At 72.2% G+C, this 24,559-nt stretch carries 26 protein-coding genes; 14 read left to right on the plus strand and 12 right to left on the minus strand.

The genetic code is table 11. The features are described from left to right. Positions 1-117: 117 nt before the first annotated feature. From CP984_RS22605 to CP984_RS22620, 4 genes are all read left to right on the plus strand, one after another. The gene (locus tag CP984_RS22605) at positions 118-1,305 is read left to right on the plus strand and encodes an amidohydrolase family protein (protein ID WP_003983147.1); all 1,188 of its coding nucleotides are present in this window, start codon (positions 118-120) and stop codon (positions 1,303-1,305) included. Next, on the plus strand, positions 1,305-2,441 hold the full coding sequence (locus CP984_RS22610) for an acyl-CoA dehydrogenase family protein (RefSeq protein WP_003983148.1): 1,137 nt from the start codon (positions 1,305-1,307) through the stop codon (positions 2,439-2,441). Before CP984_RS22605 ends, CP984_RS22610 begins: the two co-directional genes overlap by 1 nt. After that, a complete protein-coding gene (locus tag CP984_RS22615; protein ID WP_003983149.1) occupies positions 2,438-3,442 on the plus strand; it encodes an acyl-CoA dehydrogenase family protein in 1,005 nt (334 codons plus the stop codon). The genes CP984_RS22610 and CP984_RS22615 overlap by 4 nt, the downstream gene beginning before the upstream one ends. Positions 3,443-3,856: 414 nt before the next feature. Then, positions 3,857-4,330 (plus strand): ATP-binding protein, encoded by a 474-nt coding sequence (locus CP984_RS22620; RefSeq protein WP_003983150.1) that lies wholly within the window; start codon positions 3,857-3,859, stop codon positions 4,328-4,330. Between the two features lie 269 nt (positions 4,331-4,599). On the opposite strand, the gene CP984_RS22625 is transcribed toward CP984_RS22620, so the two are convergent. Beyond that, on the minus strand, positions 4,600-5,541 hold the full coding sequence (locus tag CP984_RS22625; RefSeq protein WP_003983151.1) for a cyclase family protein: 942 nt from the start codon (positions 5,539-5,541) through the stop codon (positions 4,600-4,602). Positions 5,542-5,695: 154 nt separating this feature from the next. Here CP984_RS22625 and CP984_RS22630 point away from each other — a divergent pair, with 154 nt between their 5' ends. The 3 genes from CP984_RS22630 to CP984_RS22640 all read left to right on the plus strand — a co-directional run bounded on the left by CP984_RS22630 (position 5,696) and on the right by CP984_RS22640 (position 9,059). Continuing rightward, positions 5,696-6,607: an SDR family oxidoreductase gene (locus tag CP984_RS22630; RefSeq protein ID WP_003983152.1), complete on the plus strand. Its 912-nt coding sequence runs from the start codon at positions 5,696-5,698 to the stop codon at positions 6,605-6,607. Positions 6,608-6,813: 206 nt separating this feature from the next. After that, entirely contained in the window at positions 6,814-7,989 is a 1,176-nt protein-coding gene (locus CP984_RS22635) for an acyl-CoA dehydrogenase family protein (protein ID WP_030191195.1), read from the plus strand. Further along, entirely contained in the window at positions 7,989-9,059 is a 1,071-nt protein-coding gene (locus CP984_RS22640) for a Zn-dependent alcohol dehydrogenase (protein ID WP_003983154.1), read from the plus strand. Before CP984_RS22635 ends, CP984_RS22640 begins: the two co-directional genes overlap by 1 nt. 61 nt (positions 9,060-9,120) lie before the next feature. Here the strand turns inward: CP984_RS22640 and CP984_RS22645 are convergent, their stop codons facing one another. The 4 genes from CP984_RS22645 to CP984_RS22660 all read right to left on the minus strand — a co-directional run bounded on the left by CP984_RS22645 (position 9,121) and on the right by CP984_RS22660 (position 14,380). Beyond that, positions 9,121-9,753 carry a flavin reductase family protein gene (locus tag CP984_RS22645; RefSeq protein WP_003983155.1) on the minus strand — a complete coding sequence of 211 codons (633 nt, stop codon included), beginning with the start codon at positions 9,751-9,753 and terminating at the stop codon, positions 9,121-9,123. Positions 9,754-9,835: 82 nt separating this feature from the next. Further along, positions 9,836-10,642, minus strand: a complete 807-nt coding sequence (locus tag CP984_RS22650; RefSeq protein ID WP_003983156.1) for an enoyl-CoA hydratase/isomerase family protein — start codon at positions 10,640-10,642, stop codon at positions 9,836-9,838. Between the two features lie 178 nt (positions 10,643-10,820). Then, a complete protein-coding gene (locus tag CP984_RS22655) occupies positions 10,821-13,076 on the minus strand; it encodes an acetate--CoA ligase family protein (RefSeq protein ID WP_030182656.1) in 2,256 nt (751 codons plus the stop codon). A 74-nt stretch (positions 13,077-13,150) separates the two neighbouring features. Continuing rightward, positions 13,151-14,380: a flavin-containing monooxygenase gene (locus CP984_RS22660; RefSeq protein ID WP_030182655.1), complete on the minus strand. Its 1,230-nt coding sequence runs from the start codon at positions 14,378-14,380 to the stop codon at positions 13,151-13,153. 133 nt (positions 14,381-14,513) lie between these two features. Between CP984_RS22660 and CP984_RS22665 the strand changes: the two genes are divergently transcribed. After that, positions 14,514-15,050, plus strand: coding sequence for a Zn-ribbon domain-containing OB-fold protein (locus CP984_RS22665; RefSeq protein WP_030417469.1), 537 nt, complete (start codon positions 14,514-14,516; stop codon positions 15,048-15,050). Here the strand turns inward: CP984_RS22665 and CP984_RS22670 are convergent. Further along, positions 14,966-15,931 carry an alpha/beta hydrolase family protein gene (locus CP984_RS22670; protein WP_003983160.1) on the minus strand — a complete coding sequence of 322 codons (966 nt, stop codon included), beginning with the start codon at positions 15,929-15,931 and terminating at the stop codon, positions 14,966-14,968. The genes CP984_RS22665 and CP984_RS22670 overlap by 85 nt on opposite strands. A gap of 165 nt (positions 15,932-16,096) precedes the next feature. Between CP984_RS22670 and CP984_RS22675 the strand changes: the two genes are divergently transcribed. Both CP984_RS22675 and CP984_RS22680 read left to right on the plus strand, forming a co-directional pair. After that, positions 16,097-16,597 (plus strand): GNAT family N-acetyltransferase, encoded by a 501-nt coding sequence (locus CP984_RS22675; RefSeq protein WP_003983161.1) that lies wholly within the window; start codon positions 16,097-16,099, stop codon positions 16,595-16,597. 64 nt (positions 16,598-16,661) lie between these two features. Continuing rightward, complete coding sequence (locus CP984_RS22680; RefSeq protein WP_003983162.1) at positions 16,662-17,456, plus strand: phytanoyl-CoA dioxygenase family protein; 795 nt, start codon at positions 16,662-16,664, stop codon at positions 17,454-17,456. 40 nt (positions 17,457-17,496) lie between these two features. On the opposite strand, the gene CP984_RS22685 is transcribed toward CP984_RS22680, so the two are convergent. Continuing rightward, positions 17,497-18,201: a pyridoxine/pyridoxamine 5'-phosphate oxidase gene (locus CP984_RS22685; RefSeq protein ID WP_003983163.1), complete on the minus strand. Its 705-nt coding sequence runs from the start codon at positions 18,199-18,201 to the stop codon at positions 17,497-17,499. Positions 18,202-18,320: 119 nt separating this feature from the next. Beyond that, on the minus strand, positions 18,321-18,629 hold the full coding sequence (locus CP984_RS22690) for a hypothetical protein (protein WP_003983164.1): 309 nt from the start codon (positions 18,627-18,629) through the stop codon (positions 18,321-18,323). 77 nt (positions 18,630-18,706) lie between these two features. Here CP984_RS22690 and CP984_RS22695 point away from each other — a divergent pair, with 77 nt between their 5' ends. After that, the gene (locus tag CP984_RS22695) at positions 18,707-19,519 is read left to right on the plus strand and encodes a helix-turn-helix domain-containing protein (protein ID WP_043980044.1); all 813 of its coding nucleotides are present in this window, start codon (positions 18,707-18,709) and stop codon (positions 19,517-19,519) included. Next, the gene (locus CP984_RS22700) at positions 19,516-19,698 is read left to right on the plus strand and encodes a DUF397 domain-containing protein (protein WP_003983166.1); all 183 of its coding nucleotides are present in this window, start codon (positions 19,516-19,518) and stop codon (positions 19,696-19,698) included. The genes CP984_RS22695 and CP984_RS22700 overlap by 4 nt, the downstream gene beginning before the upstream one ends. On the opposite strand, the gene CP984_RS22705 is transcribed toward CP984_RS22700, so the two are convergent. From CP984_RS22705 to CP984_RS22715, 3 genes are all read right to left on the minus strand, one after another. Continuing rightward, on the minus strand, positions 19,688-20,275 hold the full coding sequence (locus CP984_RS22705; RefSeq protein WP_003983167.1) for a hypothetical protein: 588 nt from the start codon (positions 20,273-20,275) through the stop codon (positions 19,688-19,690). The genes CP984_RS22700 and CP984_RS22705 overlap by 11 nt on opposite strands. Positions 20,276-20,282: 7 nt before the next feature. Then, positions 20,283-20,918: a hypothetical protein gene (locus CP984_RS22710; protein ID WP_003983168.1), complete on the minus strand. Its 636-nt coding sequence runs from the start codon at positions 20,916-20,918 to the stop codon at positions 20,283-20,285. Between the two features lie 144 nt (positions 20,919-21,062). Next, positions 21,063-21,749: a hypothetical protein gene (locus CP984_RS22715; RefSeq protein WP_003983169.1), complete on the minus strand. Its 687-nt coding sequence runs from the start codon at positions 21,747-21,749 to the stop codon at positions 21,063-21,065. Between the two features lie 254 nt (positions 21,750-22,003). On the opposite strand from CP984_RS22715, the gene CP984_RS22720 reads away from it, so the two are divergent. Next, entirely contained in the window at positions 22,004-22,786 is a 783-nt protein-coding gene (locus CP984_RS22720; RefSeq protein ID WP_003983170.1) for a VOC family protein, read from the plus strand. Between the two features lie 30 nt (positions 22,787-22,816). Here CP984_RS22720 and CP984_RS22725 read toward each other — a convergent pair whose 3' ends face one another. After that, positions 22,817-23,314, minus strand: coding sequence for a MarR family winged helix-turn-helix transcriptional regulator (locus tag CP984_RS22725; RefSeq protein ID WP_003983171.1), 498 nt, complete (start codon positions 23,312-23,314; stop codon positions 22,817-22,819). An 81-nt stretch (positions 23,315-23,395) separates the two neighbouring features. Here CP984_RS22725 and CP984_RS22730 point away from each other — a divergent pair, with 81 nt between their 5' ends. Then, a complete protein-coding gene (locus tag CP984_RS22730) occupies positions 23,396-24,514 on the plus strand; it encodes a questin oxidase family protein (RefSeq protein WP_003983172.1) in 1,119 nt (372 codons plus the stop codon). The last annotated feature ends 45 nt before the right edge of the window (positions 24,515-24,559 follow it).

Genomic DNA, 24,559 nt, shown 5'->3' on the forward strand with positions numbered 1-24,559 from the left:
TGTCGCCCCCCAGGCCCGCGGCTACCGTCGTACCTGACGGGCCGTCAGTTCCAGTCCACCGCGACCCGTCGGCCACCGGCACCGCCACCGGCCGGGGAACCGCGGGAGGGGAACCAGATGGAGCTACCGCGCATCGTCAGCGTCGACGACCACGTCATCGAGCCCGCGCACCTCTTCGAGACCTGGCTGCCCACGAAGTACCGCGAACTCGGGCCGAAGCCATTCACCGCCGGGATCGGAGAGCTGGCGTACGTCGGCGGGAAGTACAGGTTCACGACGGACCCGGAAGGGCCGCTGACGGACTGGTGGCGGTACGAGGGGGACCTCTTCCCGTACAAGCGGATCATCGCGGCCGTCGGCTTCTCCAGGGACGAGATGACGCTGGAGGGCATCACCCGGGAGCAGATGCGGCGGGGCTGCTGGGATCCGAAGGCGCGCCTGGCGGACATGGACCTCAATCACGTCGAGGCGTCGCTGTGCTTTCCCACCTTCCCGCGGTTCTGCGGGCAGACCTTCGCCGAGGCGCGGGACAAGGAAGTCGCCCTGGCGTGCGTGCGCGCGTACAACGACTGGATGGTGGAGGAGTGGTGCGGGGACAGCGGCGGGCGGCTGATCCCGCTGTGTCTGATTCCGCTGTGGGACGTCGGGTTGGCCGTCGCCGAGATACGGCGGAACGCGGCGCGCGGCGTACGGGCCGTGACGTTCAGCGAGATACCGACCCACCTCGGCCTGCCGTCGATCCACTCGGGCTACTGGGACCCCTTCTTCGCGGCCTGCGAGGACACCGGGACGGTGGTCAACATGCACATCGGGTCCAGTTCGCAGATGCCCGCCGCGTCCCCCGACGCGCCGCCCGCCGTGCAGGCGTCGCTGAGTTTCAACAACGCCATGGCGTCGATGATGGACTTCCTCTTCAGCGGGGTGCTGGTGCGGTTCCCGCGCCTCAAACTCGCGTACAGCGAGGGACAGATGGGGTGGATTCCGTACGCGCTGGAGCGTGCCGACGACGTGTGGGAGGAGCACCGCGCCTGGGGCGGCGTACGCGATCTGATCCCCGAGCCGCCCTCTATGTACTACTACCGGCAGATCTTCTGCTGTTTCTTCCGTGACAAGCACGGCGTTGCCTCGCTCGACGTCGTCGGCCGGGACAATGCGACCTTCGAGACCGACTACCCGCACGTGGACTCGACGTTCCCGCACACCAAGGAGGTCGCCCTCGACCACGTACGGGGGCTGGACGAGGAGACCGTCCACAAGCTGATGCGCGGCAACGCGATCCGCATGCTGGAACTGGACCTCGACTGATGGACCTCACGTACACGCCCGAGGAGGAGGCATTCCGGGCGCGGCTGCGGGAGTGGCTGGCCAAGGCGCTCCCGGAGCTGCCCGCGCGGCCCGATCCGCTGGACTGGCCGGGACGGCGCGCGTACGACCTCGGCTGGCAGCGGCGGCTGTACGACGCCGGATACGGCAGCCTGCACTGGGACGCCTCGCCCACCCGGCGGCTGATCTTCCTGGAGGAGACGGAGCTCGCCGGGGCGCCGTACGTAGGCGCCAACTTCGTCGGCCTCCTGCACGCCGGGCCGACCATCGCCGCCGAGGGCACGGACGAGCAGCGCGCCCGCTGGCTGCCGCCGATCCTGAGGGGCGAGGCGGTCTGGTGCCAGGGCTTCAGCGAACCGGACGCGGGCTCCGACCTCGCCTCGCTCCGCACCCGCGCCGTACGGGACGGCGATCACTACGTGATCACCGGGCAGAAGACCTGGACCTCCCACGCGGAGATCGCCGACTGGTGCGAACTGCTGGTGCGCACGGACCCCGCCGCGCCCCGGCACCGGGGCATCTCCTGGCTGGCGATGCCGATGGACGCGCCCGGGATCACCGTACGGCCGCTGCGTACGCTCGCCGGACCGGCCGAGTTCGCGGAGGTCTTCCTCGACGAGGTGCGGGTGCCGGTGGCCAACCGGGTCGGCGCCGAGCACGACGGCTGGCGCGTCACCATGGTCACGCTGTCCTTCGAGCGGGGCACCGCCTTCGTCGGCGAGGTCGTCGCCTGCCGCCGTACGCTCGGCCGGCTGGCCCGTACGGCACGGGCGAACGGCCGCTGGGACGACCCCGTGCTGCGCCGCCGGCTGGGCCGGCTGAACGCCGAGTTCACGGCGCTGTGGCGGCTCATCCAGGGGAACGTCGGGGCGGCCGGAGCGGCGGGCGGGGTGCCGGGGGCGGGCGGCTCGGTGTTCAAGCTGCGCTATTCGCAGGCCCGCCAGGAGCTGTACGACGCGGCCGCCGAGGTGCTGGGGGCGCCCGGCGCGCTGGACGCGGACCAGGAGTGGACGGCGGCCCGGCTGTCGTCCCTCTCGTACACGATCGCCGCCGGTACGTCGCAGATCCAGCGCGACATCATCGCCGAGCGCATCCTCGGCCTGCCGAAGGGACGGTGAGCGGGCCCGTGGACCTGCGCCCCACTGCCGATCAACGGGCCTTGCAGGCTTCGGCGCGCGACCTGCTGGCGCGTCGCTTCGGGCGGGAAAGGCTGCGGGCGGCGGTGGACGATCCGGCGCTGGACCGCGCGCTGTGGCGCGAGCTGGGCACGGCCGGGTTCTTCGCGCTGCGGCTGCCGGAGGCGGACGGCGGGGTGGGCCTCGGGCTGCCGGACGCGGTGCTGGTCTTCGAGGAGGCGGGGCGGGCGCTGCTGCCGGGGCCGCTGGTGGCGGGGCACCTCCTCGCGGGGACGGTGCCGGGCGCGGCCACGGGGGAGCGGGTGGTGGGGCTGTGCGACGTGGGGGCGGACGGGGCGCGGCTGTGGGAACACCCTGGGGACTGCGACGAGTTGATCTTGGTTGAGGGCGGAAGCGGCGGTGAGGACGGGAGTGGGGACGGAATCCCGCGCGCGTACTGGAACGCGCCCGACTGGCCCGTCCTGGAGTCTGTCCGCTCCATCGATCCGCTTACGCCGCTCGCGCGCGTGGCGTCCTACCCGCGTCGTATGCCGCGCGCGCTGGACATAACCCGGCTGCGCCGCGAAGCCGCCCTGCTGACCGCCGCGCTTCAGCTGGGCAGCGCTGCCCGTACGGTCGAGATGGCCGTGGAACACGCCGGGCGGCGAGAGCAGTTCGGCGTGCGGATCGGAGCGTTCCAGGCGGTGAAACACCTGTGCGCCGAGATGCTGATACGAGTGGAAATCGCGCGAAGTGCCGTGTATGCCGCTTCGCTCACCGGACAGTCACTCCCAGTAATCGGAGCGAAGATTCTCGCCGACGAGGCGGCGGTGCGCAACGCCCGGGACTGTCTCCAGGTGCACGGCGGCATCGGCTTCACATGGGAGGCCGATGTGCATCTGCATCTCAAACGCGCGTGGTTGCGCCTCGAACAATGGCAGAGCGGGGCAAAGGCGGAAGAAGCCCTCGCCGAGGCCCTTCTTGCCGATGACGCCGCCGGGTAGGGCATTGTGTGCGGAATGTCGGATTCCGTACACACAAGCGGTCACGGAGGGTCGATATCGGGTTGTGTCCTAGGCGTAACTCGTCACAGGGGGGAGTCGGGGCCGCGCTCCGGTACGCTCCCTTGGGTGCGAGTGGTTCTGAGGCGCAACTGTTCCCGTGGGGTCGTGGAGACCGACCCGGGATACCGAATGCGCTCCGCTCGCCCTCTAAGGAGGGGTGGAAGGCCCTCTTGTTCGACTCCCGGCAAAGCGCGTCGCACAGTATGCAGCATGCATACTCCCTTGCGCTGGAATATGCCCGAAGCGCTTGTTGGGGTGACTGAACGTCAACCATGCTGTGCTTCACCGGGGTCACGGAGTGTGACCTCGATGAGGCGCGAGGCGATGTGTCCGCCGGTTCGGATGGTGTGAGCGGTGCAGGTGCTTCAGGTGCAGTTGGAAGTCCGGCCCGACCCCTCGGAGGTGGGGCGGGCCCGGAGGTGGGCCAGGTCGCGGCTGGCCGGGTCGGGCATAGAGGCCGACGAGCCGCTGGCGGAGACGCTGATCCTGTTGATCTCCGAATTGGTCACCAACGCCGTCGTACATACCGGGAACCCCGCCGAGCTGCGGATGTGCTTCTCGGGCTCCGGTGCCGCGGTGGGCACCGTACGGGTCGAGGTCGCGGACCGCAGCGCCCGCGCGCCACGTCCCCGGCGCGCGGACGGTGACGACACGAACGGCCGCGGCCTGGAACTGGTCGACGGGCTCGCGGACCGCTGGGGCTGGCGGCCCGAGGGGGCCGGCAAGAGCATCTGGTGCGAGGTGGACCGCAGCCGGTCGATGCTGATGGCGTCGGGCTCGGACCTGGGCGGGTACGACGCGCACTGCGCCCTGCCGCACCACGCGTAACCGGAGGAAAGTCCAGACCAGATGTTGACGTGGCGTGTTCGCGTGATCACGCTTGGGTGGAGCGATTCGCCGCGAGGGGACGCCGAGGCCACGGGGGCCGGAGCCTCGGCGAGTGCGGGTCGTGTCCCGTAGCCGGGTGGTGGTCCGCGGTGCGACGCTCGGGGTCCGCATGGGCGCGCCGCCGCCCGGCTGGGGCAGGTGGTTCCCCCTGTGCGACCGGCCTGCCGCACGGCGCCGTCCGCCGCATGGCGGCGTAAGACCGGCCCGTCTCAGAACACCGCGACCGGCGCCACCGGGCTCCCGCTGCCGCCGACGAACGGCTCGGCCGTCGCCGCGAGGAAGAACACGTAGCGGCCCTCCTCGGCGCAGACCGCCGCCAGCTCCTCCAGATTCCAGTTCTGGCCCTGGATCATGCCCATCTCCACCAGGTGCAGCGCGTGCACGGGCATCCAGAGGCCGTCGATCTCCGGCGGGAAGATCTCGAAGGTGAGGGTGTCGTTGGCGACGGCCGCGACATCCCGCGCGTGGAACCACTCGGGCGTACGGATCGACAGCCCCGGCGACGGGAAGGCGTACGCGTCCCGGTCGCCCGCCAGGTAGTGGCCCATCTGCCCCGTACGTACGAGAACGATGTCGCCGGAACGTACCGTCGCCCCCGCCAACTCCTCCGCCGCGTCCAGGTCTTCCGGGGTGACGGCGTGCTGGGCGGGCAGCCGTCCGGGCTGCCCGGCGGCGCCCGGGCGCACGCGGGCCACGTCGAGCAGTACGCCGCGCGAGACGATCGGAGGCGCCTTCTCGATGCCGAGGGCGGTGGCGCCGCCATGCGCGGTGACGGAGGCGGCGGGGCGCCCGTTGTAGAGCCGCCCGGAGTGCGAGACATGCGCGAGGCCGTCCCAGTGGGTGCCCGCCTGGAGGCCCATGGTGACGGCGTCGTCGGAGGTGGCGACCGTACCGGGCCCGAACGGCTCCTGATTGATCGCGGTCATGGTGTGCAGCGGGTTGATCCGGCCGGGTATCAGGCCGGTCTGTACGCCGTCCTGCCGCAGCGGCAGCGCGAGCGGGACCCGGCGGCCGGTGCGCACGGTGGCGGCGGCCTCCCGTACGACCTCGGGCGCCAGCAGGTTCAACGTGCCGATCTCGTCGTCCGCGCCCCAGCGGCCCCAGTTGTTCACGCGCTTGGCGAGGTCGTGGAACTCGGCGGGCAGCGGCATGGGCCCTCCTCGGGGTGTGCATGGCCCCTGGGCGCCGGTTCGATGTCCCGGGCCGCCGGGCGCTCACGGTCTTCGGGTGTTCCGGGTCTTGTGCTCGGTAGCGGTCTGCTCAAAAATCTAACGGGCCGTCAGGAACTCCGGGAAGGGGCGCGGCATGGGGAACTTCTTGGCCGGCAAGGTGGTCGCCGTCACCGGCGCGGGCCGCGGCATCGGGCGCGCGGTGGCCCTCGCCTGCGCCGGGCAGGGCGCCCGGGTGGTCGTCAACGACTACGGGGTCTCGGTCGCGGGCTCCGAGCCGAGCAGCGAGGTCGCCGAGGCGGTGGCCAAGGAGATCGAACAGGCCGGCGGCGAGGCGGTCGCGGTGGCGGACGACGTGTCCACCATGGAAGGCGGCCGGCGCGTCGTGGACACGGCGCTCACCCGGTACGGGCGCATCGACGGCGCGGTCTGCGTGGCCGGCATCCTGCGCGAACGGATGCTGTTCAACATGACCGAGGAGGAGTGGGACCCGGTCGTCGCCACCCACCTGAAGGGCACGTTCACCGTCTTCCGCGCGGCCTCCGCCGTGATGCGCCGCCAGCGGTCCGGCACGCTCATCGGCTTCACCAGCGGCAACCACCAGGGCAGCGTTTCCCAGGCCAACTACGCGGCGGCCAAGGGAGGCGTCATCTCCCTGGTGCGCAGTGCCGCGCTCGGGCTGAGCCGGTACGGGGTGACCGCCAACGCGGTCGCGCCCGTCGCCCGCACGCGGATGTCGGCCGGTGTGCCGACGGAGCTGACGGAGATCGGCGAGCCCGAGGACGTCGCGGCTTTGGTCGTCTATCTGCTCAGTGAGCGTGCCGCCGCGGAGCGGATCACCGGGCAGGTTTATACGGTCGCCGGGCCGAAGATCGCGGTGTGGGCCCAGCCGAGGGAGCTGCGCTCGGCTTACGTGGACGGTGGGTGGACGCCGGAGAAGGTCGCGGAGGTTTTGCCGGGGGCGGTGGGGGTGGATCCTATGCCGTTGCTGGAGAGGGTGGAGGGGATGGCCGCGGCGGCGGCCGAGGGGCGGCGGCCCAATGCGTAGCGGGGGCTGGGCCCCGCGGTTGTCCGGTTCGTCGGTGGCGGTTCGGTTTCGGCTGCCGGTCCGTTCGCGCCTGCGGCGGGCGGTGGCCGCTGCGCGGGGCTGTCAGGTTCGGGGACGGGCCTGCGCGGCAGGCCGCTCCGGCCCGTCCCCTTCCGTGGGTGGGAGGGGGAGAGGTGGTCGGGGCTCAGGTGAGGGGGTGGCTTTCGGTGGACTTTTCGTTCGGTACGGAAGACGCGGCTTTTCGGGAGGAGGCTCGTTGCTGGCTGGCCGAGCATCTGGGTGGGGACTCGGGGCGGGGCTCTGAGGACTGGGCTGTCCGGCGTGCTTGGGAACGTGAGTTGGGGCGGGGTGGGTGGGTTGGGATTGGGTGGGGTCGGGCTTACGGGGGGTTCGGGAATCGGGCGGCCACGCTTGCGCAGCAGGTGGTGTGGGCGGAGGAGTATGCGGCTGCGGGGGCGCCGGAGCGGGTGGGGCATATCGGTGAGAATCTGCTGGCTCCCACGCTGATCGCGTACGGGGATGCCGCGCAGCGGGATCGTTTCCTCCCGTCCATCGCACGTGGTGAAGAGCTCTGGTGCCAGGGGTACAGCGAGCCTGGGGCGGGGTCCGATCTGGCGGCGGTTTGTACGGTGGCTGTGCGGGACGGGGATGTCTATCGGATCACCGGGCAGAAGATCTGGACCTCGTTGGCGCGTGAGGCCGACTGGATCTTTGTGCTCGCCCGGACCGATCCGGGTGAGCGTCGGCATCGGGGGCTGTCCTTTCTGCTGGTGCCGATGGATCAGCCGGGGCGGATCGAGGTGCGGTCGATCCGGCAGCTGACGGGTACGGCCGAGTTCAACGAGGTGTTCTTCGATGGTGCGGTGGCGCGGGCCGAGCATGTGGTCGGGGGGCCCGGGGACGGGTGGCGGGTGGCTACGGGGCTGCTGGCGCTGGAGCGTGGCGTGTCCACGCTTGCGCAACAGGTCGCCTTTGGGCGGGAGTTGGACGAGGTGATCGGAGAGGCCGTACGGAACGGTGCGGTGGACGATCCCGTACTGCGGGACCGTCTCGTGCGGCAGTGGGCCGAGCTGCGCGTCATGCGCTGGAATGCGTTGCGCACCCTTGGGCCCGCCGCCGGTGACGCGGGGACGCCCAGTGTGGCGAAGCTGTTGTGGGCCGGGTGGCATCAGCGGTTGGGGGAGCTGGCGATGCATGTACGGGGGGCGGGCGCGGCGTCCGGCCCCGGTGACTGGTCGGCTGACGCCCCGTACGAACTGGACGCGGCGCAGCGGCGCTTCTTGTTCAGCCGGGCCGACACCATCTACGGCGGCTCGGACGAGATCCAGCGCGGCATCATCGCCGGGCGTGTGCTCGGCCTCGACGGAGGGCGGAAGCGCTGATGAGGGGCGTCATCTTCGAGGGCGGGCAGCCGCCGCGGGTCGTGGACGACCTGGAGGTGCGGGGGCCGGGGCCGGGCGAGGTGCTGGTCGGCATCCGGGCGGCGGGGCTGTGCCACAGCGATGTGTCAGTGGTCGATGGGACGATTCCTTATCCGGTGCCCGTGGTGCTGGGGCACGAGGGTGCGGGCGTGGTCGAGGAGGTGGGGGACGGGGTCACACACGTAACGGCGGGAGATCATGTCGCGCTGTCCACGCTGGCCAACTGCGGGACGTGCGCGGAGTGCGACCGCGGCCGGCCCACGATGTGCCGCGCGTCGATCGGCAGGCCCGGGAAGCCGTTCCGGCACGGCGGCCGGGCGGTGTACGGTTTCGCGTCCAACTCGGCCTTCGCGGAGCGCACGGTCGTCAAGGCCGTGCAGGCGGTGCGGATCGCCCGGGAGATTCCGCTGACCTCGGCGGCGTTGATCGGGTGCGGCGTACTGACCGGGGTCGGCGCCGTACTGAACCGCGCGCGGGTGGGACTGGGGGACACGGTGGTGGTCATCGGCGCGGGCGGCATCGGGCTGAACGTGCTCCAGGGCGCCCGGCTGGCCGGTGCCTCGGTGATCGTCGCGGTGGACGCCAATCCGGCGAAGGAGGCGGTGGCGCGGCAGTTCGGGGCGACGCACTTCGTCGACGCGTCGGCGGTGCCGGACATCGTCGAGGCCGTGCGGACCGTGCTGCCTACGGGCGCCGACCACACCTTCGAGTGCGTGGGCAGTACGCGGCTGGTCCGGCAGGCCGTGGACCTCCTCGACCGGCACGGGCAGGCGGTGCTGCTCGGCGTGCCGCCGGCCGCCGCCGAGGCGTCGTTCGTGGTCGCGTCGATGTACCTGGACAAGTCCATCATGGGCTGCCGTTACGGTTCCGCCCGCCCGCAACGCGACATCGCCCGCTACGCCCGCCTGTACGCGGAGGGCCGTCTCCTCCTGGACGAGCTGGTGACCCGGACGTACGCGATCGAGGACTTCGCGAAGGCGGTGGAGGACATGCGGCGGGGGCGGCTGGCGCGGGGTGTGCTGACGTTCTGATTCCTGGCTGCTTGATTCCTGGCCGCCTTGATCCCTTGCCGTCCGGGCCCGTCGCCTCTCGTCACGTATTGAAGCGGCCGAAGACGCCCCGGTGGAACAGCAGTGGCCCGGCCTGCGCGGCTTCCGTGTCCGCACCGAGCGCGGCCACCCGTCCCACGACGATGAGGTGGTCGCCGCCGGTGTGCACGGCCTGGATCGCGCAGTCGATCCAGGCGGGCACGCCCGCGAGGCGGGGCGAGCCGGTGACGGGGGCGGGCGTGTGGGTGACCCCCGCGAATTTGTCCGCGCCGCTGACGGCGAAGGCCCGGCACAGTGCCCCCTGGCCCGCCCCCAGGATGTTGACGCAGAAGACACCGGCGCGGGCGATCCGCGGCCAGGTCGTGGACGTACGGGCCACCATGAACGTGACCAGCGGCGGGTCCAGGGACAGCGAGGCGAACGACTGGCAGGCGAAGCCCGCCGGGCCGTCGGCGCCGGCCGTTTCGGGTGCGGGTGCGGTGATGATCGTGACGCCGCTGGCGAAGTGGCCGAGCACGGCGCGGAAGTCGGCCGGGTCGAGGGGCGCGCGCTCGTCCTCCCGTACGGCTCTCAGCGCGGGGCGCGGCGGTACGGCGGCGCGGTCGGCCGGGTCCGGCGCCGCGGCGGAGGTCGGCGCGCCGACCGAACGCAGATAGCGCACCGCGGTGGCTGCCATACCGGCGTGTCCCATCATGCGTCCATTGAACCTGATGGGCCGTCAGTTTTGAAGGTGCGGGCGAGGCCCGTCCCGGCGGGACTCACCGCCCCCGGTACGTCGGCCGGCGGCGCTCCACGAAGGCCGCGACCCCCTCCCGCGCGTCCGCCGTCGTCATGTTGATCTCCTGGGCCGCCGCCTCGGCCGCGAACGCCGTGCCCCGGTCGGCCTCCAGTGAGGCGTTGACCAGCTGCTTCGTGAGGGCGAGGGCGCGGGTCGGGCCGGTGGCGAGCCGGTCCGCCCAGTCCCGCGCGGCCTTCTCCAGGCCCGCGTCCGGCACGACTCGGTTGACCAGGCCCATCCGTTCGGCCTCGGCCGCCGTGACGGCGTCGCCGAAGAACAGCAGCTCCTTCGCGCGCTGCGGTCCGACGAGCCGGGGCAGCAGGTACGCGCCGCCGCCGTCCGGTACGAGGCCGCGCCGCGCGAAGACCTCGATGAACGTCGCGGACTCGGCCGCCACCACCAGGTCACAGGCGAAGGCGAGGTGCGCGCCGAGTCCGGCGGCGGTGCCGTTGACGGCGGCGAGGACGGGTTTCTCGCAGTCCAGTACGGCGGATACGAGGCGCTGGGCGCCGAGCCGGATCAGACGGGCCACGTCGCCCGCGACGCGCTCGGGCGGCTGCGGGGCGGCGGAGCCGGAGGTATCGGCCGCCCCGCCGCGCAGGTCGGCGCCCGCGCAGAATCCCTTGCCGGTGGCGGTGATGACGACGGCCCGCACGTCCGGGTCGGCGGAGGCGTCGGAAAGTTTGGCAATGATGCGTTCGCGCTGGTCAGGGGTGATGGCGTTGAGGGAGGCCGGGCGGTTGAGGGTGATCCACAGCACGCCGTTGTCAGTGGTGTGGAGTATCAAGGAATCAGCGGCGCCGGGCCGGGGGGAATCGGCCGGGGGCCGGTGGGCTTCGGTCCCGGGTCGGCCGGGTTCGGGGGAGACGGGGGTGGGTGGCATGACGAAGCGGCTCCAAGCGGTGGGGGCGGTGGTTGTGGGGGCGGTGCGGGCCGTATGGCTGGCCGGGCGCCCGGCCGGCCCGTCAGTGGCAGACGGCCAGTGCGTCGAGCGCGACCGCGCCCTGTCCGCGCGGCAGCACCATCAGCGGGTTGATGTCCAACTCGGCCAGCTCTCCGCTCAGTTCAAGTGCCATGCGCTGCACGCGCAACACGACCTCGACCAGCGCGTCCACGTCCGCGGGCGGCGCGCCGCGCACACCGTCCAGCAGCGCGCGGCCGCGCAGCTCGCCGAGCATCGCGCGGGCCCGGTCCTCGCCGAAGGGCGGCACGCCGACAGCGGTGTCCCGCAGCACTTCGACCAGCACCCCGCCCAGCCCGACGGTCACGGTCGGCCCGAAGAGCGGGTCCGGCGTGACGCCCACGACCATCTCCACACCCCGCTCGACCATCTGGCAGACGAGCACCCCGTCCAGCTCGATGTCCTCGTGGCGGGCGATGTCGGTCAGCTCCCGGTAGGTGTCCCTGACCTGGCTGGCGGAGGTCAGCCCGGTCCGCACGAGCCCGAGTTCCGTCTTGTGCGCGAGCCGCGGCGCGGACGCCTTCAGGACGGCGGGGTAGCCGACCAGGCTCGCCGCGCGCACGGCCGCCGCCGCGCTGGTCACCAGTTGCTCGCGCGGCACCCTGATCCCGTACGCGCGCAGCAGTTGCTTCGCCGCGTGCTCGCTGAGCTGCTGTCCCGGGCGCATCAGGTCCTGCGCCTTGCGCGCGGCGGGGGAGGGGACGCGCGGGGCGCCGTCGAAGGGGGAGCGGTAGGCGGCCGTGAAGCGGTGGTGTTCGAGGTGGGCGCGCACGGCCGTGACGCAGTTGGCGAACGTACGGAAGGTCGCCACCCGCCGGGACCCCAGCAGGGTGCGCCGATAGGCGTCCTCGGTGCCGACCGGCGAGCCCCAGACGACGCACACCAGCTTGTCCGTCTCTTCCGCCGCGTCCACGAGGTCCTGCGCGAGCTTGTCGCTCAGTGGTGGGAACGGGCCGGTGATCGGGCAGATCAGTACGCCGATCGACGGGTCCGCCAGGATCGCGTCGATGATCTGCCGGCCGCGCCGGTCGCCCACCGGGTGCCCGCCGCTGTCCACCGGGTTGGCGACGCTGAGATAGTCCGGTATCCACTGGTGCAGCTCGTCCTGCTTCGCGCGGCCGAGCGTGGGCAGCCGCAGCCCGGCGGCCGTCGCCAGATCCGCGAAGTGGGCGCCGGTGCCCCCGGATATCGAATAGACGGCGACGCCGTCGGCGGTGGGCGTACGGGCGCGGGCGAGCAGGGCCGCGGTGTCCTGCAACTCGTCCAGCCCGTCCACCCGGACCACGCCGAACTGCCGCATGGCCGCGTCCACCACCGCGTCGGTGCCGGTGAGCTTGCCGGTGTGCGAGGCGGCGGTACGCGCTCCGGCCTCGGTGCGGCCGACCTTGACGGCGACCACCGGGACCTTGTTGCGGGCCGCGCGGTCGGCGGCGAGCAGGAAGCTGCGGCCGTCCTTGAACCCTTCGACGTAGGCGGCGATGGCCCCGACCTCGGGACGGGAGGCGAAGTAGGAGAGGAAGTCGGCGGTCTCCAGATCGGCCTCGTTGCCGGTCGGTGCCCAGTGCGAGAGGCGGATGCCCAGCTCCTGGAGGGAGAAGACGGGACGGCCCTGGTGGCCTGACTGGGTGATCAGGGCGATGGCGGGGCCGTCCAGGTCCTCGCGGAACGACTCGAAGGCGTTGAGGTTGGTGTTCGGTCCGAGCAGCCGGATGCCGGTACGGGCCACGGCCTCGGCCAGCCGGTCCTGGGCGGCCGCGCCGGCCGCCCCGGTCTCGGCGAAGCCGGAGGCGAAGGCCACCGCGAACCTGACCTTGGCGTCGGCCAGTTCCCCGATGACCGGCACCGGGTCCGCGACCAGCAGTACGGCGAGATCGACCTGTTCGGGCAGGTCGGAGACGGAGGTGTGACAGGGCAGGCCGAAGACGCGGTCGCGGCCCGGGTTGACCGGGTGGAGGCGGGCGCCGACCCGCTCGGCCCACGCGATCAGCTGCCGGGTGATCCCGGCGTTGGGGCGCCCCTCGCTGTCGGAGGCCCCGACGACCGCCACCGCCCCGGGCCGGAAGAACCGGTCCAGGTCGGGGACGGGGGCGTACAGCGGACGCCCGCTGACGTCCAGGTCGGGCCCCGCGCTGCCGCCGTGCGCGCCGTCGGCGGGCGGCACGGCCGTACCGTGCACGGTATGCGGCGGTGTCGCCCCGCACGCCACCACGCGGGCCGGGCTGGAGTGAGTGGTGAGACTGCCGTAAGTCGATCCAAGCATCGCTGACGCCCGCTCCCGTGTGACGAGTGCCGATCCAACTGACGCCTAGTCAGGTTAGGTCAACTGACGGCTCGTCAGGAATAGGCCGTACCGTCCTCGCCCCGGTGGGCGCCCGCCGCGGCGACCGCCCGCGCGATGCGCCGCGCGTCCAGGGCCAGTTCGCGGAGCATGCCGCTGATGGGGTTCGTGTAGCCCGTGAAGTGGAGGCCGGGGGCGGAGGGCAGGGTGTGGGCGCCGTGGGTGCGGGGGCGGCCGTGGGGGTCGAGGAGGTCGAGGTGGCCGACCAGGTTGTCCAGGCCGCGCCGGTAACCCGTGGCCGCGATGACGACCTCGGGTTCGATCGCGTCGCCGTCCGCGAGGCGTACGGTGCCGCCGTCGAAGGACGTCACCGCCGCCACCGGCCGTACCGCCCCGTCCCGTACGGCATCGATCAGCCCCACGTCCTGTACGGGGATCGCCCCCTCCAGCACCCGGCTGTAGAGCCCGGTGTCCGGCATCGGCAGGCCGTGGGCCGACAGGTCCGGTACGGACAGGCGGCGCATCACATGGGCCGCCCGGTCCACCGCGCGCGGCGGCAGGCGGCGTACGAGGATGCCCGTCGCCTGGGCGGGCCACCCCGCCGTCGAACGGCGCACGATGTGCGGCGCGGTGCGTACCGCCAGCCGCACCCGCGCCGCGCCGCCCTCCGCCAGGTCGACCGCGATCTCGGCCCCGGTGTTGCCGGTGCCGATGACCAGCACGTCCTTGCCCGCGTACGGGCGCGCGTTGCGGTAGTCGCCCGCGTGCAGCAGTTCGCCCGGGTAGTCGTCGCGGCCCGGCCAGTCGGGGAGGTGCGGGGTGTGGTTGTAGCCGGTGGCGATCACGACCGTACCGGCGGCCAGTTCGCGCCCGCCGTTCGCGTGCAGGACCCAGCCGCCGCCCGCCGCACGGTCCACGCGCCGCACCTCGACGCCCGTGGCGATCTCCAGGTGGTGGTGTTCCGCGTACTGCTCCAGATAGCGCACCACGTCGTCCCGCGCGACCCACCGCCCGAACCGGCGCGGAATCGGCAGGCCCGGCAGGCCGGAGAGGCGGCGCGTGGTGTGCAGTCGCAGACGGTCGTAGTGCCCGCGCCAGGAGGCGCCCACCGCGTCCGCCTTTTCGAGGACGACGGCGCGGATGCCGTGGGCGCCCAGCGCGGCGGCGGTGGCGAGCCCGCCCGGCCCGCCCCCGACCACGTACACGGGCGGAACGGCGGCCGGCGGCGTGCTGGATGCGGCGGGGCGGGATGCGGAAGAGCTGGCGTGCGCTGCGGCGTCCGGCATGCCGGTGAGGGTAACGGCGGGGCGCCCGCGTGTCTCCGTACGCGGCCGGGCCCGGACCCGCCCCCTTGCGCATCCCGGCCAACATCCGCTGAACTGACGGCCAGTCAGTTCCAAGCCGCCGAAACGGAAACGGGTGCCCGCCGTGCAACCGAATCCCACCCCCAGATTCGACCTGCCCGAGCCCGACGCCTTCAGCCGCGCCTACTGGGAGGCGGCGGCCGAGGGACGCCTGCTGCTGCGCCGGTGCCGCGCCGACGGCTGTGGGGCGGCGCACCACTACCCGCGCGAGTTCTGCCCCCGTTGCTGGAGCGAAGACGTGACGTGGGAAGAGGCGAGCGGCCGGGCCACCCTCTACACATGGTCGGTCGTGCACCGGAACGACCTGCCACCGTTCGGCGAGCGCGTCCCGTACGTGGCCGCGGTCGTGGACCTGGCCGAGGGCCCCCGGATGATGACGGAGATCGTCGGCTGCCCGGAGGGCGACCTGCGCGTCGGGATGGAGTTGCGGGTGTGCTTCCGTACGGAGGGAGGAGCCGTGGGGGATGCACCGGCCCTCGCCGTCCCCGTCTTCCGTCCCGGGCCGCCCTACTTGGACTCGACCCGCCCCAGCGGCTCGGCCTCGGCCGCCAGCGCCTCGCATGCCGTCTGCCAGGCCGAGTCTCCCGGGTAGAGCTGGGTGCGCAGATACGCCCAGGTCAGCCGCTGGACCGCGGCCACCCGCCCGGGGTTCTCGTCGGTGGTTTCGGCGACGTCGTAGCCGGAGATCCCGCCGAGGCCGTGGCCCGCGCCGAAGAGGGTGAGCAGGGACTTCGGGCCGGGGGCGAGGGTGTAGGGGTCGGCGTGCCAGTCCGGGCCGTTGACCGTGAGGTGGGCGGAGTCGTCCTCGTCGCCCGCGACCACGAGGGTGGGCGTGGCCATCTTGGAGAAGTCCGTGGTCGTGAAGAAGGGCCAGTTCTCGGCAACGAAGGGGGTCAGGGCGTCGCCGCCGCGGCCGGGCCCGGCGAGCAGGACGCCCGCCTTGATCCGGGGCTCGGTCAGGTCCACCTCCGTACCGTCGTCCGGGTCGGTGAGCCGCGCGCCCAGCAGCAGGCTCGCGGTGTGCCCGCCCATCGAGTGCCCGGCCACGGCGACCCTGCCCCGGTCCAGGCGTCCGGCCAGCTGCGGTACGGCGGTCTCGACCGCGTCGAGCTGGTCGAGGACGTGTGTCATGTCCTCGGCCCGCGACCGCCAGTACATCGGCGCCCCCGGCGTATCGGCGGGCAGCGTCAGCGTGCGCGAACTCAGGTGGGTGGGCTGGATGACGACGAAGCCGTGTGCCGCCCAGAAGTTGGCGAGGGGGGCGTAGCCGTTCAGCGAGGAGAGGTGGTTCGAGTGGCCCTGCCCGTGCGAGAGGAGGAGGACCGGCAGGTTGTCCCCGGTCACGGGCGCGGAGACCCGTACCTGGAGGTCAACGGGACGGCCGGGAGCGGGCAGCACCACCGGGCTGACCGAGAGGACGGGGGCGGGGGCGGGAGTGGAAGCGGGGGCGGAGGCGGGGATCGGTTCGCTCATGGTGCGCGGTTCCCTTCAGTGGCCGAGTCAGTGACCGAACGCAAAGCGGAACGCTGTTCCGGTTCACTGGGCACGATACGGAACGGCGTTCCGCTTCGTCAACGGTCGCCGGATGTGCCGGCAGCTCGGGGAGAATTCGCTGGCCCGCCCCGCCCGCCCCGCGCCATGCTGACCGGCGTGCTGATCCGAGAAGCGACCGCGGCCGACTGGCCCGCCATCTGGCCGTTCTTCCGCGCCATCGTGGCGGCGGGCGACACGTACACCTATCCCCGCGACATGGACGAGCCGACGAGCCGGGAGATGTGGATGCTCGCCCCGCCGTCCCGCACGGTCGTGGCCGTGGACGGCGCCGGTACGGTCCTGGGCTCGGCCAAGATGAACGCCAACCACATGGGCGCCGCCGCCCACATCGCCGGCGCCTCCTTCATGGTCGACCCGGCCCACGGTGGCCGCGGTGTGGGCCGCGCGCTGGGCGAGTACGCCGTGGACTGGGCCCGTACGACCGGCTTCCGCGCCATGCAGTTCAACGCGGTCGTCGAGACCAACACGCGCGCCGTCGCCCTCTGGCAGTCCCTCGGCTTCGAGATCATGACGACGCTCCCCGAAGGCTTTCTGCACCTCGCAAAGGGCTACGTCGGGCTGCACATCATGTACCGGCGTCTTTGAACCCGACAAAAGCGGTGCGGAAAGTGTCGGGCAGCCGGGACCGGCGCCGCCGCACGATGAGGACATGGACGACTCGACTTTGGTATCCCGCTTCCTCCGCGACGGCTTCGTGAAGCTGGAGGGCGCCGTCCCGCCGCGCGTGGCCGCGGACTGCGCGCGGCTGCTGTGGCGGGAGACGGGCTGCGACCCGGACGATCCGGCGACGTGGACGCAGCCCGTGCACTGGGTGCCGGGCATGGGCCAGGGCCCGTTCGCCGCCGCGCCCAACTCCCCGGAGCTGCACCACGCGTACGACCTGCTCGTCGGCGCGGGACGCTGGGAGCCGCGCTACTCGCTCGGCACGTTCCCGCTGCGCTTTCCGCACGCGGAGGAACCGGACGACGCGGGCTGGCACATCGAGGGGAGCTACCTGCCGGAGGGCGAGAGCTGGGCCTTCACCAATCTGCGCTCCCGGGGCCGGGCGCTGCTGATGCTGTTCCTGTTCAGTGAGGTCGGCGAGGAGGACGCCCCGACCCGCATCCGGGTCGGCTCACACCTCGACGTGCCGAAGGTGCTGGAGCCGCACGGGGAGGACGGGGCGAGCGGGCTGACCCTCGCACCTGACCTGGTGGCGGCGTCCGACCACCGGCCACTCGCCCTCGCCACCGGGTCCCCGGGCGACGTCTTCTTGTGCCACCCGTTCCTGGTGCACGCGGCCCAGCCGCACCACGGGTCGCGGCCGCGGTTCATGGCCCAGCCGCCGCTGATGCCGGCCGCGCCGTACGAACTGGAGCGGGCCGACGGCGCGTACTCCCCCGTGGAGATCGCGATCCGCCGCGGCCTGGGCCGAGCGGCCGTCCGGCCGGAGAGCCAGGGGTAGGCCGGGGGTGGGCCGGGGACAGGCCATGGATAGGCCAGGGCTACGGCCAGAGCAACTCGCGTGTCCAGCCCCCGCCATCCTTGCGGTAGTTGATCCGTACGTGCCGCCGTCGCGCGTCCCCCTGGAAGAATTCGACCTCGTCGGGGTCCAGTACGTAGAGCGTCCAGCTCGGTACCGAGGCGTCCGGCTCCTGCTGCGCGCGCTCCCACGCCGCTTCCGAGGCGCGTTCCAGTTCCGCGTACGAGGTGAGCGTTTCGCTCTGATGGCCCACGAGGGCGGCGGCCAGGGCGCCCGTCGAGCGGCGGTGGAGGTCGGCCGCGCTCTCCTCCGGGCCCGCCTCGGTGACGTGGCCCCGTACGCGGACCTGGCGGCCGAGCGCCGGCCAGTAGAAGCCGAGGGCGGCGCGCGGGCGGGCGGCGAGTTCGCGGCCCTTGCGGCTGTCGCGGTGGGTGGCGAAGTGCCAGCCGCGCGCGTCGGCATCGTGCAGCATCACGGTCCGTACGTTGGGGTCGCCGGACGCGTCCGCCGTCGCGAGCGTCATGGTGTGCGGCTCGGGCACGCCCGCGTCGGCCGCCTCCCGTAGCCACTGCCGGAAGAGGGGCAGCGGGTGGGGCGGGGCCTGCGCGGGGTCCGGGTCGATGGCGGGCAGCTCGCAGTCCCAGACGCGAAGCGTGCGCAGAAGCGCGCGGAAGCGGTCGTCGGCGGCGGGGTCCGAGGGTTGGCTTTCAGCCGGGTGATCCACCATGCCCGGCAGCCTAGCCGCGCGTGGCGCGGTGGGTTCCGGGGGAGCGGGTGTGGCGTACGTGTACGGCTTGGCGGCGGGCAGCGTGGTTACGCGCCGCCCGCCGTCGTCCACGTACGCGCTTACGGTGTGTGAAGGGCCTGGCCGAGTCGTCGGCCCCGGCTGTCGGCCACGCGTACGGCGTCGGTCAGTGACTCGGTGAGCCGGTTGGTGATGAACAGCAGCTCGGTGGGGGCGAGCGGTTCGGCGCGGTTGAGGCTCGCGCGCGAGTGGTCCAACACCTCGATCGCGGTGCACAGTTGCAACTCTTCGAGCTCGTCCGCGAAGTCGGACACGAGGCCGCGGCCCTCCCCGATCACGTAACAGGGCTTGCCGTCCTGATTGGCCCAGGGGAGGAGGCGGGGCTCGTCGGGGTGGTCTTTCGTCGTCATGTCATCAAGGGTCGGCGGGTGTGCGTAGCGTCACCAGACGTAAGCGTCGTACAAGGGAAAGTGTGGGGTGGTTGATCATGGCGGCTTACAGCCCGGAACCATCGGCCGCGCGCGTACATGTCGGGAGGCTTATCGGCTCCTGGCGTCAGCGTGCGGGAATGACGCAGAAGGAACTGGCTCGTGAGACCCATGTGTCGGTATCGCTGGAGGGGGCGTACGAGCGCGGAGGGCGTATTCCGAGCGCGGGGTTCCTGACCGAGGCCGACCGGCTCACCGCCGCCGAAGGCGAGCTGGAGTCGTGTATCAGCCTGATGGAGCAGGAGTCAGGGCGTGACCAGTTCCTGGAGTGGAAGGCGTTGGAGGCCGAGGCTCTGAGTGTCGAGGGGTACCAGTGCCTGGTGCTGCCCGGGTTGTTGCAGGCACCTGACTACGTCTGGGCCCTGTTCCGGACCCGGCTGCCGGCGTACAGCAAGAGCGAACTCGAGCGGCTGGTGGAAGAGCGACTGGAACGGAAATCCGCGCTCGTCCGGGATCCGGCCCCGACGGTGAGCTTCGTGGTTGAGCAGTCGGTCTTCGAGCGACCGATCGGCGGTGCCACGGCATTCAAGAGGTGCCTGCTTCACATCGTGGAGACGCTTCGCGAGCTGGAGCACGTCATGTTGCAGGTAATGCCCACGAACGTGACCAAGCACGCGGGGCTCGGTGGGCCGCTGGACGTGCTGTTCTCCCCGGACGGGCGCTTCAGCATCTTCATGGAGGGGCAGGGCAAGGGTAGGTTGCTGACGAGGCCGGTTGAGGCCAATCAGTACGCCCAGAGGATCGCCGCCCTCAGGGCCCAGGCCATGGACCCGCAGAGGTCGCTGGAATTCGTCGAGAAGCTGGCAGGGTGAGTGTGGATTCCGAACTGACCTGGTTCAAAAGCAGTCACAGCAACCCCGATGGCGAAACCTGCGTCGAAGTCGCCCCAACCCCCACCACCATCCACATACGCGACTCCAAGAACACATCCGGCCCGGCGCTCGCCGTACCCCCCACCGCCTGGGCGGAGTTCCTCCGCCTCATCGTCTGACGTACTCCGTGACGCGTTCGTTCATGACCTGCAGGTGCGCATCCCACGTGTAGACGCGACGGAGGTCGTATCCGGCGTAGTCGGCGGGTTCCCGGACGAGTACGTCGCGGCCCGAGAGTTCGACCGACGAGGGGGTCACCCCGGCGTCCATGATCTGGGTGACCACCCCGTCCCTGACCGTGAAGGCCCGCAGGGACAGAGACGTCTTTCCGGATGCGACGCCGAGCAGCAACTCGTCCTTGCCGTCACCCGTCAGATCCCGGTACTGCGGCGTCTCCATGGCGCACGGCGCCCGCCCGGCGGCCCGGCACCCCTCGTCCACGGCCCGCGCCACATCGAGCGCCGAGACCCGGCGCATGTCACCGGACCACACGCGCGGCAACGCCCGCAACGGCTTCGGGGTGTCCGCCGCCTCCGGCGGCTCCGTGGGCTGCGGCGGAGCCGTACGGCCGGGCCACAGCCGGGACGGCGCCGACACGGCCGCCGTACGCCCGGCACTCTTCGGCTCGCCGGTCGCCGCGCAGCCGCTCAGCAGCACGGAGGCACACACCAGGCAGGTCGTCAGTGAGCGGCGCATCGGTACGTCATTTCCTGGGGCTGGACTCGACGTACTCGGTGACGCGTTCGTTCATGGCCTGGAGGCGTTCGTCCCACGAGAAGACGCGGCGCATGTCGTAGCCGCCCGCCTCCACCGGGTCCCACGCGATCACGTCGCGCCCCGAGAGTTCGACCGAGCGGGCGCTGTCCGAGACGCCCAGGATCTGGGTGATCACTCCGTCCTTGACGGTGAAGGCCCACAGGGACACCCAGGCGTTGCCCGTCTCGATGGCCAGGAGGAGGTCGTCCTTGCCGTCGCCGTTGAGGTCCCGGTAGCGGGGGGCTTGTACGGCGCACGGCCGCTGTCCGATGGAGCGACACTCCTTGATCTTCTTCACCGTGTCGTCCGAGGAGTCCATCGGCCCGGCCGCGGCGCGGGCGATGGTGAGCGGCGCGACCTGGTGGATGTCGCCGGACGGCACGCGCGGCAAGGTCCGCAGCGGGGTCGGCTTGCCGGCGGAGTTGGGCGGCCCCAGGGGCTCGGGGGACTTGCGGGCGGCCCACACCTGTTCGGGAGCGCTGGCCGCGGGGGTCCGCCCGGCGCTCTTCGGATCGCCGGTCACGGCGCAGCCGCTCAGCAGCGCGGACGCGCATACGAGGGCGAGCGTCAGGGACCGGCGCATCGGTACGTCATCTCGGGTCGGTACGTCATTTCCGTCGGGCCCGGCAGGGCGGGGCAGGGCAGGGGCCACACGGCACATGATGTTGGCTGTGCGTTATCGCGGCAATTCGGCGGGGGAATGCGGTAACGACATGTATTCTCCGGGTCATTTCCCGCGGCCGGATTCCACGTACTCGGTGATCCGCTCCTTCATCGCCTGGAGGCGCCGGTCCCAGGAGTAGACCTTGCGCAGGTCGTAGCCGCCCTTCTCGGCAGCTTCCCGCACGGTGACGTCATGGCCGGAGACCTCGACCGACAGCGGGCGCACCCAGTCGTCCAGAACTTTGGTGATCACTCCGTCCCGCACGGTGAAGGCCCACAGAAGCAGAAAACGCTGCTCCGCCTCGACGCCGAGCAGCAATTCGTCCTTGCCGTCACCGTTCAGGTCCCGGTAGTGCGGGGCCAGAATGGGGCACGGTGTGCGGCCGATGACCCGGCACTCCTTGATGCCCTTGGTCGTGGCGTCCCAGCCGACCGTGCTGCCGGTGTCCTCGACGGCGGCCCGGGCCACGGCGAGGGCGGTGACCCGGCGTATGTCGCCGGACGGCACGCGCGGCGCCGACCGCAGCGGCATCGGCTTCGGAGGGTCGTCCGGCTTCCCCAGCGGCGGCGGGAGCTGCCTGCCGGGCCACAGCCGTTCGGGTGCCGCGGCAGCCACCGCGTGCCCGGCGCTCCTCGGCTTCCCGGTACCGTCGCAGCCGCTCAGCAGCGTGCAGACGGCGGCCACGGAGAGCGCGAGCGCCGGTACGGCGGTCAGGGCGCGCCGTACGGGAGGCGGCAAATGGCGGAGCATCGGGTCGTCGCTTCCGATAGGAACTGGCGGGGCCGGCGGGCGGGGCGGCCGTGTGCGCTTGATGGTGGCTGCCCTTTGTTGCAGCGCTTCGGCGGGGACGTAACGGGGGGCCGTAGACGGGCGTGCAGTGGTGTTACGGGAGTTCCCGTGAACCCTGGCCCATATAGGACGCCTTCCGTCCTGCATGGCGCCTAGCGTCGGAGGTACCGGGCCGGCGCGGCCGGTCGGCAGCCCCATACCGTGAGGAGCACATCATGAGCCGTGTCACCGGAAACCAGCCCGACGGAACGCCCACGTGGATCGAGCTGACCGTGCCCGACCTGGACCGGGCCATGGACTTCTACGGCGCGCTGTTCGGCTGGACGTACGAGACGGGGACCGTGGGGGAGACCGCGGAGGCGGCGACGCACGGCCGGTACGCCGTCGGGCTGGTCGACGGGCGGCGTGCGGCGGGGCTCATGGAGCGGCCCGGCGCGGCGGGCGGCGCGTGGACCATGTTCATGGCGACCGACGACTGCGACGGCACGGCCAAGCGGATCGCGGACGCGGGCGGCCGGGTGCTGTGGGGGCCGGTGGAGATACGGGACTACGGACGGGCGGCGATCGCCGAGGACCCCGTGGGCGCGCAGTTCGGGCTGTGGCAGGGCCGCGGCCGCCTCGGCTGCGAGGTCGTCAACGAGCCCAACGCCCTCGTACGCAACGACCTGATCGCCCCGGATCCCGCCCCGGCCCGCGACTTCTACGCGGCCGTCTTCGGCTACACGCTGGACTCCAACCCCGACATGCCGGACGTCGACTTCACGTTCCTGCGCCGTCCGGACGGGCACGAGATCGGCGGGATCCTGGGCGATCCGTCCGCCGGGGCGGCGGGCTGGGGGACGATCTTCGAGGTCGCGGACACGGACGCGGCGGTGGCGCGGGCGGTCGCGGCCGGCGGTACGGCGGGGGAGCCGGAGGACACCGTGTACGTACGGCAGGCGCGGATCGCCGACCCGTTCGGCACCGGGTTCATGATCGGGGCGCGGCCGAAGGCGTGAGCCCGTAACGCACTCCCCGGCGCGCTCCCCCTACGCCAGTATCTCGCGCGTCCACGCCGCCAGGCCCGCGACGAAGCCCGCGCGGTCGCGCGGCGAGAGGGTGTCGAGGGCGCGCAGCAGCGGCTCGGAGCGGGTCGCGATGAACCGCTCGATCGCGGGGCGGTAGTCGGGGGACAGGGAGACGAGGACCCGGCGGCGGTTGGCCGGGTCCTCGTCGCGTTCCACGATGCCGGCCCGGTTCAGGGCACCGACCAGCTCGGAAGCGGTCGGCAGGGAGACCCGCAGGCGCCGGGCCAGCTCGCCGACGGTCAGCTCGCCCGCGAGGAGCTGCGGCAGCACCGCTCCGTGGCGCGGGGTGAGGTGGTGCGCCTTCATGGTGCCGAGCAGCGGCTCGGGCATGGCGCCCTCGACGAGCCCCTTGCGGAAGTACGGGGCGAGCAGCGGGATCAGGCCGATGACCTCGACGTCCGCGGGGGCCGGTACGTGGACGGGGCGCCCGGCGCTTTCGGTCTGAGGGGCGTGCGGCATACTGCGAGTCTAGATGGTTTGGATTTCCAAACTGTTGGTCTCCGGATCACGGGGACCGCGACCTCCGGAAGGAGCAGGCGCATGCCGTCGATCAGCTATCACGACGCGGTCAACGAAGCCCTGGAGCGCATGGACGACCTGGGGTACGAACGAGGCGCCGGGGTGGACCTGGCCAACCACGGGCCGATGGGCGCCGAGGCGCTGGCAGTGCTCGGGTACGAGGGGGAGGTGGCCGGATGGGTGGAGCGCTACCGCGTCGCGATGCCCCACCACGAGCCGCCCGCCGCCCGTTTCCCGCTCGACCCCGACGACGAGAGCTCCTGGCGGCCGGCGCTCGGCGCATTCGACCGGGCCGGCGACTGGGAGCGGCTGTTCGCACGGGAACTGGCCGGCGCCCCGTGGCGCGACGTGCTCGCCCGCTGGTGGCCGCGGCTGCTGCCGGGGCTCTTCGCGGGGCTGACGCACGGGCTGATCCGTACGGCACACGCGGTACGGGCCCTGTACGGGTCGGCCGACGGCAAGCCGACACAATTCCAACTGGCCGAGCTGGCGCGCGGGTTGGCGTACTGGGCCGCCCGCTACACCGCCCTCCCCGGGCAGGCGCGGCTGCGCGGCTCGTACGACCTGGCGGGGGCGATCGCGGCGCTGCCGCGCGTACCGGGGGACGGCGGGCCGATGCATCCGGGTGTCGCACGCGGCAGGCTGGCGCGCCTCGCCGACCTGCCGGGCTACGCCGAGGCGCTGGACGCGCTGGCCGTCGAGCACGCGCCGTACCTGTTGAGCGAGATGACGGCCCAGTTCTCCGACGTGTACCTGAGCCACGACGAGGTTTTCCCGGTGCCGCTGATCCACGGCGTCACCGCGCCCGCCGCCGCCCGGCTCGTCCTGCCGCACCTGCCCGCCGACCAGTACGAACCGACGCTGGCCGCGCTGTGGCAGGTGCACACGGCACTGCTGCTCGCCTTCACGACGAGCCGGCGCGGGGAGGGAACGGGGGCCTGGCGGGCCGAGCCGGCTCCTGAACTGCGCGCGGAACTACCCTCGTTGGACGAGCTGGGCGCGCGGGCCGTGGAGCACGGGGACGAACACGTCCTGAAGTTCACCGAGGCGTGCCGCCGGGAGTACGCGCTGCGGCCCGACCCGCGGTTCCGGGCGGCGGTGGCGGTGGCGCAGCGGCGGATCGCGCCGCTGGGGAAGTGAGGCGGGGCGGGACGACCGGGCGGCCGGTCGTCCCGCCGTATCCGT

The organism is Streptomyces rimosus, from assembly GCF_008704655.1.
Lineage (GTDB): Bacteria > Actinomycetota > Actinomycetes > Streptomycetales > Streptomycetaceae > Streptomyces > Streptomyces rimosus.

Excerpts from the sequence above, each read along its gene's own strand:
- CP984_RS22645 (WP_003983155.1), bottom strand. The coding sequence starts at position 9,753 with ATGGCAGCCACCGCGGTGCGCTATCTGCGTTCGGTCGGCGCGCCGACC.
- CP984_RS22710 (WP_003983168.1), bottom strand. The coding sequence starts at position 20,918 with ATGCGCCGGTCCCTGACGCTCGCCCTCGTATGCGCGTCCGCGCTGCTG.
- CP984_RS22720 (WP_003983170.1), top strand. The coding sequence starts at position 22,004 with ATGAGCCGTGTCACCGGAAACCAGCCCGACGGAACGCCCACGTGGATC.
- CP984_RS22695 (WP_043980044.1), top strand. The coding sequence starts at position 18,707 with ATGGCGGCTTACAGCCCGGAACCATCGGCCGCGCGCGTACATGTCGGG.
- CP984_RS22715 (WP_003983169.1), bottom strand. The coding sequence starts at position 21,749 with ATGCTCCGCCATTTGCCGCCTCCCGTACGGCGCGCCCTGACCGCCGTA.
- CP984_RS22705 (WP_003983167.1), bottom strand. The coding sequence starts at position 20,275 with ATGCGCCGCTCACTGACGACCTGCCTGGTGTGTGCCTCCGTGCTGCTG.
- CP984_RS22630 (WP_003983152.1), top strand. The coding sequence starts at position 5,696 with ATGGGGAACTTCTTGGCCGGCAAGGTGGTCGCCGTCACCGGCGCGGGC.
- CP984_RS22640 (WP_003983154.1), top strand. The coding sequence starts at position 7,989 with ATGAGGGGCGTCATCTTCGAGGGCGGGCAGCCGCCGCGGGTCGTGGAC.
- CP984_RS22680 (WP_003983162.1), top strand. The coding sequence starts at position 16,662 with ATGGACGACTCGACTTTGGTATCCCGCTTCCTCCGCGACGGCTTCGTG.
- CP984_RS22670 (WP_003983160.1), bottom strand. The coding sequence starts at position 15,931 with ATGAGCGAACCGATCCCCGCCTCCGCCCCCGCTTCCACTCCCGCCCCC.
- CP984_RS22725 (WP_003983171.1), bottom strand. The coding sequence starts at position 23,314 with ATGCCGCACGCCCCTCAGACCGAAAGCGCCGGGCGCCCCGTCCACGTA.
- CP984_RS22675 (WP_003983161.1), top strand. The coding sequence starts at position 16,097 with ATGCTGACCGGCGTGCTGATCCGAGAAGCGACCGCGGCCGACTGGCCC.
- CP984_RS22625 (WP_003983151.1), bottom strand. The coding sequence starts at position 5,541 with ATGCCGCTGCCCGCCGAGTTCCACGACCTCGCCAAGCGCGTGAACAAC.
- CP984_RS22730 (WP_003983172.1), top strand. The coding sequence starts at position 23,396 with ATGCCGTCGATCAGCTATCACGACGCGGTCAACGAAGCCCTGGAGCGC.
- CP984_RS22685 (WP_003983163.1), bottom strand. The coding sequence starts at position 18,201 with ATGGTGGATCACCCGGCTGAAAGCCAACCCTCGGACCCCGCCGCCGAC.
- CP984_RS22655 (WP_030182656.1), bottom strand. The coding sequence starts at position 13,076 with ATGCTTGGATCGACTTACGGCAGTCTCACCACTCACTCCAGCCCGGCC.
- CP984_RS22690 (WP_003983164.1), bottom strand. The coding sequence starts at position 18,629 with ATGACGACGAAAGACCACCCCGACGAGCCCCGCCTCCTCCCCTGGGCC.
- CP984_RS22605 (WP_003983147.1), top strand. The coding sequence starts at position 118 with ATGGAGCTACCGCGCATCGTCAGCGTCGACGACCACGTCATCGAGCCC.
- CP984_RS22660 (WP_030182655.1), bottom strand. The coding sequence starts at position 14,380 with ATGCCGGACGCCGCAGCGCACGCCAGCTCTTCCGCATCCCGCCCCGCC.
- CP984_RS22610 (WP_003983148.1), top strand. The coding sequence starts at position 1,305 with ATGGACCTCACGTACACGCCCGAGGAGGAGGCATTCCGGGCGCGGCTG.